We start from the raw sequence: 9,294 nt of genomic DNA, 5'->3' as shown, positions 1-9,294 counted from the left end.
AGCCATCCAGCTCCCCTGGACGCCAGTAGAGCAGCTCGCACGCAGGGCAGCACTGGCGCCGGTCAGAGCGGAAACACCGGCCGTCGCGCCCCGTTGTGTTCGGGCGTCAAGGGTGAGCGCACGCTAGCGAAGGTTCCTCGGCGGCCGTTGCTAGCGCAGGTAAAGGACCTGTACTCGGAGATGCTGAAGCTCGACGACCTTAGAAAGCGCGGTCTTCTGACGGACGCCGAGTTCAACGCCGAAAAGGCGCGGCTGCTACCGGGGCGCTGAACATGGATAGCCGACGGTGATCGTTGCGCGAGCAGGGGCCCACGCTGCTTCGCCGCGTCTTCGGCCGACTTCCAGCGCGCGCGAGGCCATTGGGCTGCCCGTTAGAGCCCGTGGGTCACCCCTGCGATGGCGCAGGCCTGCGGAGCCGTTGAACTCGCACGTTCGTTCGTGCCGCTGCCCGGATGGACGGCCGCAGGCAAGCCGTTCCAGGAGTTGTACTGGCGAACCGTGGCGCCCGCACACAGGGAGCATTGCTGAGAGCTGCTGCGAAAGGCTGGATCAGCGAACGACGCAATGGTGTCAGCAGGCTCGGAGAACTCGCGCCTTCGCGCACTACTGCGCGGACTTTCTTGGCAGACTCCGCACGTTTGGCTTCGCGGCCGGTGTTCTGGCTGAACAAGCCGATAGGCTACGCCAGTCGCCAGGAGGCGAACCCTTGGAGGAAGATTGAAATCTGGATTGAAGGAACTGCTGTGGGTGGCTTCTGCCATCGTGGGCCTGAGCGGTGCGTCGCTTGCGCATGCCGGCGGGCGCGTTTACTACTCGCTGGATGCAGCCGTTGCGCCGGGCGTCAACTTGGGCGTCTCGAACGTGCCCCCACAACCCGTTTACCTCCAACCCGCGCCGGTCTATGTGGCCCCGCAGCCGGTGTACGTGCAGCCACCGCCCGTCTATGTGCAACCACCGGTTGTCGTCGAATACGAGGGCAGGGGGCGGCGTGAGCACTGGGAGCACGAGCGCCGGAAACGGGAACACTGGGAACACGAACACGAGTACGAGCGGGAGCACAAGGGAGGCCATCGTGAGCACGAGGAACATGGGCACCACCGCCACGAGGACTGAACTGAAAGCGCCCATGCCGTTCACCGAAAGCCCGCCTCTCGCGGGCTTTTTCTTGTCCGTTGGTTTCTGCCGGCGCACGGCCTCCTTGTGCCTGGTGAACGGCGCTTGGCACACCTCGGAGCCGCGCCGTTCGGGTCGAAGGCGGTGGAGTCCGGGGTGCATGGGGAGTCGTCCCGTGGATGCGATCGAGTACAGCCCCCGTCCGATACCGGGCAGCCCTCGCCGAAATCGACCGAACCACGTGTCATCGCACATTCTCATCCGAACAGAGCTTGCTCGCGTACAGACCGTCCGGAGGGTCCCTTTCGTTCAGCGCTCCGCGGCCAGCTTGGCCCCGAGCGCCGCGAAGGCTGAGGCAAAGGCATAGCGCAGCCGCCGCTGAACCGCCGGAGACTCGATCACGCGCACCCGGAACGCGTGGGCGAGGAAGCCGTACATCACGAACACCACGAACGTCATTGCCATGAAGACGGCGCTGAGCAGCAATAGCTGCAAGAGCGGCGGACCCGCCTGCGCGTTCACGAACTGGGGCAGGAAGGCCAGGAAAAAGAGGGTCAGCTTGGGGTTCAGTATGTTGATGAGGAACGCCTTTACCACCAGCGACGTTGCCGACCTGGTGATGGACTCGTCTACCTGGAACGTCGACGTGTCACGCCAAGTGGCATATGCCAGGTAGAACAGGTAGGCAACGCCGGCGAACTTGAGCAACTGGAAGGCAAGAGCACTTGCGTGCATGACGGCGGCCAATCCCAGGACCGTCGCAAACAGGTGCGGCAGTATGCCCACCGTGCACCCCAACGCGGCGAAGACGCTCGCGCGCCTGCCTCGTGTGAGACCTGTGGACACGGTGTAGAGGACGCCCGTGCCGGGGATCAAGACGACGACCAGGGAGGTGATGAGGAACTCAACGCTGATCATGGCTGCTCCTGATGGTGCAGGCATTGTGGACGAAGGATGCCGGTGACGAGGGCTGACCCTGCGGCAGCGTCCGCCTTGAGCCTTTCCGTCGGGGCCGTCCGCTCCGGCAGGAGCAGCCTTCTCGGCACGAACAGGCATGGCCTGCTCCGTCGAACAACAGGCATGATGGTCAGCCCCCAATCACCCATTCCCAGCCATGCACAAGAGCCGACTTGGAACGATCGTCATCGATTGCCAGACGCAGGACGTCGACGCAGCTGCTGGCTTCTGGTCCGCGGCGCTGGGACGAAGTGCCATGACGTTGCGGAACCCGGACGATGCCGCTTATCGGGGCCTGGCCGGCGCGCCCGAAGACGTGTCGGTGCTGGTCCAGGCTGTTCAGCACGCAAGCCGCGTGCATCTCGACATCGAAACGGACGACATCGAAGCCGAGGTCGCCCGGCTGGAGGCACTCGGCGCGCGGCGCATTGCGCAGGTGAAGCGCTGGTGGGTCATGGAGGCGCCCACCGGCCAGCGTTTTTGTGTGGTACGGCCACAGCGGCCGGATTTCGAAGAGCACGCAAACATCTGGCCCGGTCCAGGCGTTCGCTGACGCAGCGCACATGCGAAAGGAAGGAACGATCGTCCGCTGGGACGAAGCCAAGGGCTTCGGCTTCATTCGCGGCGACGCGGTCGGCCAGGACATCTTCGTGCATGTGCGGGATTACCGCGCCGAGATCCCGAAGAAAGCGTCTGGCCAGAAATTGAGATACGCTGCGCGGCCACATGCGTGAAGCGATCCTCTCCATCGACGGGCTTTCCAAGACCTACGCCTCCGGTTTCTCGGCACTGAAGAACATCAGCCTCGAGATCCGCCGCGGCGAGATCTTCGCCTTGCTCGGACCCAATGGCGCGGGGAAAACCACCCTGATCAGCATCGTCTGCGGCATCGTCAACGCGAGTACCGGGACGGTCACCGTCGACGGACAAGACATCCGCCGGAATTTTCGCGCTGCGCGTTCGCGCATCGGACTGGTTCCCCAGGAACTCACGACGGATGCCTTCGAGACCGTGTGGAACACGGTGAGCTTCAGCCGCGGCTTGTTCGGCAAGCCACCCGATCCTGCGCATATCGAGCAGGTGCTGCGGGACCTGTCACTGTGGGAGAAGAGGGACAGCCAGTTGCGCACACTCTCGGGTGGCATGAAGCGACGCGTGCTGATCGCCAAGGCGCTGTCGCACCAACCCACCTTGCTCTTTCTCGACGAGCCGACCGCTGGCGTGGACGTCACCTTGCGCCAGGAGATGTGGGCGCTGGTGCGCTCACTGCGCGCCAGCGGGGTCACCGTCATTCTCACCACCCACTACATCGACGAGGCGGAACAGATGGCCGACCGCATCGGCATCATCAGCAAGGGCGAGATCATCCTGGTGGAAGACAAGGCGGAGCTGATGCGCAAGCTGGGCACCAAGCAGCTCACGCTGCACCTGGCACAGCCGATGGAACGGCTGCCGGAGGCTCTGGGCAGTTACGCCCTGCAGCTGGGTGGCGACGGCTCGGAACTGGTCTACACCTACGACGCTCGAACGGAGCGCTCCGGCATCAGTCGCCTGCTGCAGGACCTGGAGGCCGCCGGTATCGACTTCAAGGACCTGGAAACCCGCCAGAGCTCCCTCGAGGACATCTTCGTGACCCTGGTGCGTGACACCGACCCCCCATGAACCTGCATGCGATCCGCGCGATCTACCGCTTCGAGATGGCCCGCACCTTCAGGACCCTGCTGCAAAGCATCGTCTCACCGGTGGTCTCGACTTCCCTGTACTTCGTGGTGTTCGGCTCCGCCATCGGCTCGCGCATACCGCAGGTAGGTGGCGTCAGCTACGCAGCCTTCATCGTGCCGGGGCTGGTCATGCTGTCGCTGCTGACCCAAAGCATTTCCAACGCCTCCTTCGGCATCTACTTTCCGAAGTTCTCCGGCACGATCTACGAGCTGCTGTCGGCTCCGGTGTCGGCGTTCGAGATCGTCATCAGCTATGTCGGAGCAGCTGCGACGAAGTCTATTGCCTTGGGCCTCATCATCCTGGCGACCGCGGCCGTGTTCGTTCCCTTGCAGATCATGCATCCCGGCGTCATGCTGCTGTTCCTGGCACTCACCGCCGTGACCTTCAGCTTGCTGGGTTTCATCATCGGAATCTGGGCCGATGGCTTCGAGAAGCTGCAGTTCATCCCGACCTTGATCGTCACGCCCCTCACCTTCCTGGGCGGCAGTTTCTATTCGATCGACATGCTGCCGCCGTTCTGGCAGAAGGTCACCTTGTTCAACCCGGTGGTCTACTTGGTCAGCGGCTTTCGCTGGAGCTTCTATGGCGTGGCCGACGTGAGCGTGGGCATCAGCCTGGTCATGACGCTGTTGTTCATGGCCCTGTGCATGGGGGTGGTGGCGTACATGTTCAAGACCGGTTACCGGCTCAAGAGCTAAGCGCACGTTCCCACGACAGGTAAGCGGCGAGCAGACATCCCTCCGCAATGCTCAAGCAAGCGGTCGCTGCATCCGCTCTTTTTCCCGCAGCATGAAAAGGTAAAGCCCTTCCACCTTCTCACGAGCCCACGGCGTCTTGCGAAGAAACTTGAGGCTTGAGTTGACGCTAGGGTCGTGCGTGAAACAGCGCACGGGTATTTGCGTCGCAAGCTCCGTCCACCCATAGTGCGCTTCCAGGGTGCGGACCATGGCCTCAAGCGTCACGCCGTGCAGGCGATTCCGCGGTTGGGCGGGGGCGGGATGAGCGTCTTGCATGAGGAGATTCTGCCCGCCCGATCGCCTGCGTTGGGTCGGACGCCGTCGCTCGTCCAGAGCCGCGCCTCATCTCCTCAGGTATTCATCCCCTTGCGCTGGCTACTTCATCCGGTCCCTGACCTTCGCCATCGCGGCGCGGGCGCATTCCTCGTCGAACTGCCCGCCCGGGGCGCCGCTGACGCCGAGCGCTCCAATCGTTTGACCGTTGGCGACGATCGCGATAGCGCCCTGTGCGTAGGTAATGTTCGGGAGCGGGAAGACCGGCACGGTGCTCGGCGGCGCCTTGGCCATGCGGTCGGCGATCTGCTTGGTGCTCTCTTCGTTGCGCGCCGGGCCCATGGAGGCGAGCGTGTAGGCCTTGTAGTAGGCGTTATCCAGGGAGTGGACCGGCGCACCGTCGCCGCGCAGCAGCGCCTGTCGCACGCCGTCGAGGTCCACGACGACGGCGACGACCTTGTAGCCCTTCTGCACGCACTCGCGCACGGATTCGCCGACAAGCTCGTTGGCGAGCGAAGCCGACAGCTTCTGCGTGGTGACGACTCCCGGCGTGGTGGCGACTCCCTGCGCGTGGACGGACGCGGCGATGGACATCAAGGCAAGAAATGCAAGGCGCATCGCGAGTCTCCGGTGATAGTGGGGCTGCCAGCTTACGGGAATGGCGCGGCAGCAGCCAGAGGGATACCCTCGTGCGCGAGACGCATGCATGTCGGCTCCCGGCCAAGATCGGAGGTCAGATGACCGGACAAGTCTCCCAAGCCGATGGTCACGCTGCAGACAGCGCCTGCGACATCGGGCTTACCGCCAGACGTCCGCAGCGTTGGCCATGAGCAGTGCCGCCAGCAAAGCAATCAACAAGGCCAGGCCGACCGCGACTGCGATCCATTTCCTGCGTTCCGCGTTCTTCATGTCGCGAGCAGCGATTGCGGCCTGCACTGCCAGGTGATGCTTCAGCGCGTCCTGCGAAACGAAGTCCTGTTCGACGGAGTCGGTGGCGGATACTTCGCGCATCCCGATATAGGCCCTATCCCTTCCTGTGTGGGAAGCCGGCATCGGATGGCCAGGCGGCGGGGACATCGGCGTCCGGTCTGGTGACGGTGGCATATCCGCGGATGCGGGGCTGGGCGTCAAGGTTCGCGGTTCCTTACCAACGTCCAATCGTGTCGTCGCGGTGGAATCCGCCTTCTGAAAAAACTTCGGCATGGCTTGTCCCGGAACAGCAAGGTGCGGCTGAGCTGAATTGTCGAGGTAGTCCGCATGACCACCAAATGAATTAAGTGGAGGCAGTCATAAGCAATCCCTCATGGATCGCTGGCTCCTGCGCGCCGATGTCCAGGAGGGCCGCTCGTGGGCCGGAAGCAGACAACGTGTGTCATGAACATGGCGCGCAATCAGCACCCCATGCCGAACGTGGAGACCACCAGCGCAAGGGCCATCGGCAGGGCAAGCACGCACCACAGTGTGCCGAGGAAGACGGCCAGCTCGCGCGCCACCGAAGCCTTCGCCTCGCCAGGAAGGACGGCAATCAACCAGAGGATCCAGGGCCAGAACAGGAATTGCAGGACCGACAGCAGCGTCGGCGAGGCGGGCAACAGCAGCCAGACCACGGCAAACAGGCCCGCGTGCAGCAGGCACGCTATGCCGCACGCGGTGGTGGCTACAGGACGGGAGGAGGTCATGCGTTCGTTTGGCGTCGAAAGGTTGGAGTTCATCCCCGCACTCTGGCCGGGGCGCCGCGCGCGGTCTTGAACGGAAACGACAGCGTCTTCGCTAGGCGCGTCGGTATGCTTGCGCGCATGCCTGACAAGCCAGCGAACGGATCGAACTGCCCCGCGGCCTCGGCGCGCGCGCCGCGCGTGGCGCCACCGAATCAGGCCGACGCCGCGCACCTACGCGTTGCGTCGCCTGGCCTGCAAGGCGCGGTGCTGTGCGCGATCAGCCGCGACTTCGGCACGGCGCTGTCCGCTGCGCAACGGCTCACGCACCTGCCGGCCACGCCTTTCATTGGCCTTTGTTGCTTCCAGGGCTGCGCAGCCGGCCTGGTGCAGCACACTGCGGTGGGGCCACAGTGGCGGCCCTTCGCGGCCGACGCCATGATCTTCGGCAGCCAGTCACTGCCCACCGTGTGCTGGTGCGCGAAGCCGGGCCGGGCGGTGCTCGTGCTGTTCACCGCCGACGTCGCACGCCATCTGTTCGGCCTCGATCCCACCGCGCTGCACGAGACATTCGAAGCCGCGCACGAGGCGCTGCACGAATCGTGGTGGCCGCTGCTAGCCGCGCTGCAGTCCGCGCCAGACGACGCCACGACGCTTGCCGCGCTCGACCACCACCTCGCGGCGCGGTGGCAGGTACTGCGCGGCGCGCCTGGCAGCACGCCCTCCATCCGCCAGATCGGCCGCCACTGGCTCGAGCGCTTGGCGCTGCAGGCTGGCCAGTGGAGCCGCACCCACAGCGCGCGGCAGGTGGAGCGGCGCATCAAGTCGATGAGTGGCCGCTCCCTGCGCGAATGGCAGACGCTGGTGCGGGCCGAGGGCGCCTTCCACTTGGCCCGTGACCGCTGGCAGGCCGGCCAGCCTTTCGACTGGGCCGGGATCGCGGTCGATGAGGGCTTCGCCGATCAGTCGCACCTTGTCCGCGCCGCCAAGCGCATCACGGGCTTCTCGCCCACGGCCTTTGCCGAGCGCTACATCGCGGACGAGTCGTTCTGGCTGTATCGGCTTTGGGTCTAGCGACTGACGGCGCCTGCAAAGACATCGCAGACCAAAATCTCGCTACTCTTTCACGACATCACCCAGGTCGATCCCCCCTTCGACGGTCTGACCAATCGTGGCGGCGGTCGCCACCAGGGCGTGACCGGCGTGCACGAGGCGGGCCGGTCCGCGAACCACGCATCGAGGGCCGACTGTCGCTAGGGGCGAACCAGCATCTGGTAGAGGTTGTAGGTGCGTGTCACCGAATGAGCCACCCCATACATCGGCAGGAAGGAGACCAGAACGGCAGCACCGCAGAACAGGGCAAGAGCGCTTGCCCCGAATCTCGAGTTCACCATCTTCTTGCTCAGGAAGCTCGCCACGCGATAGAGGACGGGCAGGTAGACCAGGAGATGGATCGCGTAGAGGGCGCCGAACCCAGTGGCCAGATGTCGGAACAGCCACACCATGATCACGAGGGGGGACACGAAGCCACCAATGACGAACCCGTAGAACAGGACGGGGACAACACAACAGAGAAGCACGAAGACCAGCCATTTGACGAAGCTGCGGTTCATGCCGTGTTTCTGACCGTGAATGGGTTGCGCTGGCTGCATGGCGTTCAGGTGAAATTGGGTGGGAGGGACTGTCCGTCATACCGACGCAGCGTGTATTGAACGGAACCGACAGGCCAAATCGACATGGCCCGCGTTGGACCCCGCTCGATTCCTACGCGGACAAGGTCCTGCCCCTCGCCGCATGAGCGGACGAGCGTCGTTTCGGTTCAAGACGCACCCGCGTCGCGATCGCACAGTGCTGCATGACGAACACGGCGCGGCCTTGCAGCAGGGTGCCGCAAGGGCGCAACGTGGACCCGGAGGAACGGATGCGAAAAATCGACAACAGCGCGGGCATGCAAGCACCGCGTATCACCACCAAACGTCGGCGGTTCGCAGTGCCCGCCCTGCTGCTGCTTTCAATGCTGTCAGGATGTGCCCAGAGGTTTGCTGCAGCCGATTTCGGGACGCACACCTTTCGCGGACGTTGGGACAAGGACAGCGGCATTGGAATGGTGGACGTTTGGGGAAAGCCGTATGCCGCAAGATTGTTGCCCGGCGAGACTGGGGAGGTGCTGTTCACTTCCGAGCAAGGGGAACCCATTGCGTGCAACGCCACCAGGTTCATGGATTCGGCATATGGCACATGTCTGCTGCACGGTGGGCAGTCTTACCGTTTCGCCTCCTTTCGGAGGTATGCGGGGAGCGACGCGGGTTTCTATCTGATGGAAGAAGGAAAATACAAATCCCACAACGGCTCATTCAGCATCCTGACGCGCCAGATCACCTTGAACGTAGACGGGGTGCCGTACACCGGGAAGGTGGAGGGCGCGCTGTTCGGCGACGCGCTCCGCCGCGACGTTGTGCTGCGCTCGCCAGATGGCGAGAGCCTGCCTTGCCTGACCTTCGTCTCCGTGGGCCTGGGCTGGCTCTCCTGTTCACCCTTTGACGGAGTCACTTACCAATTCCACAGATCGTCAGGTCACTTCTGATCCTGGCGCGTATCGCACCAAAGCGATCAGGCGGAATGACCAGTCATGGGGGTAGGAGTCTGAGTTATCGCGAGACGGCGTTCAGCGTGGCGAGCATGGCAGCTCCTGGCCGGGAGCAGCCATGCGTTTGCCGACCTGACCACGCACGGCGCCTGTTCGAGTGAACTCACTGATGGGACCTAAACTCGCTCCGCCGGCACACCGCAGGCATCAGATCAAGTCAAGGAAAGAGCGAGACATGTTGAATCACGTG

General features: G+C 64.0%; 14 protein-coding genes. 8 read left to right on the top strand and 6 right to left on the bottom strand.

Translation table 11 applies throughout. From position 1 onward, the window contains the following. Together JWP60_RS16745 and JWP60_RS16740 are read left to right on the top strand one after the other, a co-directional pair. Positions 1-270, top strand: a 270-nt coding sequence (locus JWP60_RS16745; protein WP_299793770.1) for an SHOCT domain-containing protein, incomplete at its 5' end; no start/stop codon positions are given. A gap of 447 nt (positions 271-717) precedes the next feature. Next, a complete protein-coding gene (locus JWP60_RS16740; protein WP_299793767.1) occupies positions 718-1,113 on the top strand; it encodes a hypothetical protein in 396 nt (131 codons plus the stop codon). 309 nt (positions 1,114-1,422) lie between these two features. Here JWP60_RS16740 and JWP60_RS16735 read toward each other — a convergent pair whose 3' ends face one another. Next, positions 1,423-2,031, bottom strand: a complete 609-nt coding sequence (locus tag JWP60_RS16735; RefSeq protein WP_299793764.1) for a LysE family translocator — start codon at positions 2,029-2,031, stop codon at positions 1,423-1,425. A 196-nt stretch (positions 2,032-2,227) separates the two neighbouring features. On the opposite strand from JWP60_RS16735, the gene JWP60_RS16730 reads away from it, so the two are divergent. From JWP60_RS16730 to JWP60_RS16715, 4 genes are read left to right on the top strand one after another with little or no spacing between them, the layout of a single operon-like run. Then, positions 2,228-2,623 carry a VOC family protein gene (locus JWP60_RS16730; protein WP_299793761.1) on the top strand — a complete coding sequence of 132 codons (396 nt, stop codon included), beginning with the start codon at positions 2,228-2,230 and terminating at the stop codon, positions 2,621-2,623. A gap of 10 nt (positions 2,624-2,633) precedes the next feature. Next, positions 2,634-2,804: a cold shock domain-containing protein gene (locus JWP60_RS16725; protein ID WP_299793758.1), complete on the top strand. Its 171-nt coding sequence runs from the start codon at positions 2,634-2,636 to the stop codon at positions 2,802-2,804. Continuing rightward, on the top strand, positions 2,797-3,732 hold the full coding sequence (locus tag JWP60_RS16720) for an ABC transporter ATP-binding protein (RefSeq protein ID WP_299793755.1): 936 nt from the start codon (positions 2,797-2,799) through the stop codon (positions 3,730-3,732). The genes JWP60_RS16725 and JWP60_RS16720 overlap by 8 nt, the downstream gene beginning before the upstream one ends. After that, positions 3,729-4,490 carry an ABC transporter permease gene (locus JWP60_RS16715; protein WP_299793753.1) on the top strand — a complete coding sequence of 254 codons (762 nt, stop codon included), beginning with the start codon at positions 3,729-3,731 and terminating at the stop codon, positions 4,488-4,490. The genes JWP60_RS16720 and JWP60_RS16715 overlap by 4 nt, the downstream gene beginning before the upstream one ends. Before the next feature lie 51 nt (positions 4,491-4,541). Here JWP60_RS16715 and JWP60_RS16710 read toward each other — a convergent pair whose 3' ends face one another. The 4 genes from JWP60_RS16710 to JWP60_RS16695 all read right to left on the bottom strand — a co-directional run bounded on the left by JWP60_RS16710 (position 4,542) and on the right by JWP60_RS16695 (position 6,481). After that, positions 4,542-4,805 (bottom strand): VF530 family protein, encoded by a 264-nt coding sequence (locus tag JWP60_RS16710; RefSeq protein WP_299793750.1) that lies wholly within the window; start codon positions 4,803-4,805, stop codon positions 4,542-4,544. 99 nt (positions 4,806-4,904) lie between these two features. Continuing rightward, positions 4,905-5,396: a heme-binding protein gene (locus JWP60_RS16705; protein ID WP_299793773.1), complete on the bottom strand. Its 492-nt coding sequence runs from the start codon at positions 5,394-5,396 to the stop codon at positions 4,905-4,907. 204 nt (positions 5,397-5,600) lie between these two features. Continuing rightward, a complete protein-coding gene (locus JWP60_RS16700; protein ID WP_299793747.1) occupies positions 5,601-5,933 on the bottom strand; it encodes a hypothetical protein in 333 nt (110 codons plus the stop codon). Positions 5,934-6,193: 260 nt separating this feature from the next. Continuing rightward, the gene (locus tag JWP60_RS16695) at positions 6,194-6,481 is read right to left on the bottom strand and encodes a hypothetical protein (protein ID WP_299793744.1); all 288 of its coding nucleotides are present in this window, start codon (positions 6,479-6,481) and stop codon (positions 6,194-6,196) included. Positions 6,482-6,598: 117 nt separating this feature from the next. On the opposite strand from JWP60_RS16695, the gene JWP60_RS16690 reads away from it, so the two are divergent. Beyond that, positions 6,599-7,531, top strand: coding sequence for an AraC family transcriptional regulator (locus JWP60_RS16690; RefSeq protein ID WP_299793741.1), 933 nt, complete (start codon positions 6,599-6,601; stop codon positions 7,529-7,531). A 179-nt stretch (positions 7,532-7,710) separates the two neighbouring features. Here JWP60_RS16690 and JWP60_RS16685 read toward each other — a convergent pair whose 3' ends face one another. Beyond that, complete coding sequence (locus JWP60_RS16685) at positions 7,711-8,070, bottom strand: hypothetical protein (protein WP_299793738.1); 360 nt, start codon at positions 8,068-8,070, stop codon at positions 7,711-7,713. A gap of 308 nt (positions 8,071-8,378) precedes the next feature. Between JWP60_RS16685 and JWP60_RS16680 the strand changes: the two genes are divergently transcribed. Continuing rightward, positions 8,379-9,041 (top strand): hypothetical protein, encoded by a 663-nt coding sequence (locus JWP60_RS16680; protein ID WP_299793735.1) that lies wholly within the window; start codon positions 8,379-8,381, stop codon positions 9,039-9,041. The last annotated feature ends 253 nt before the right edge of the window (positions 9,042-9,294 follow it).

Origin of the sequence: Ramlibacter sp., from assembly GCF_028291745.1 — a bacterium.
Lineage (GTDB): Bacteria > Pseudomonadota > Gammaproteobacteria > Burkholderiales > Burkholderiaceae_C > Ramlibacter.
Note: the sequence above shows the minus strand (reverse complement) of the source record. Positions and strands in the feature narration are given on the sequence as shown.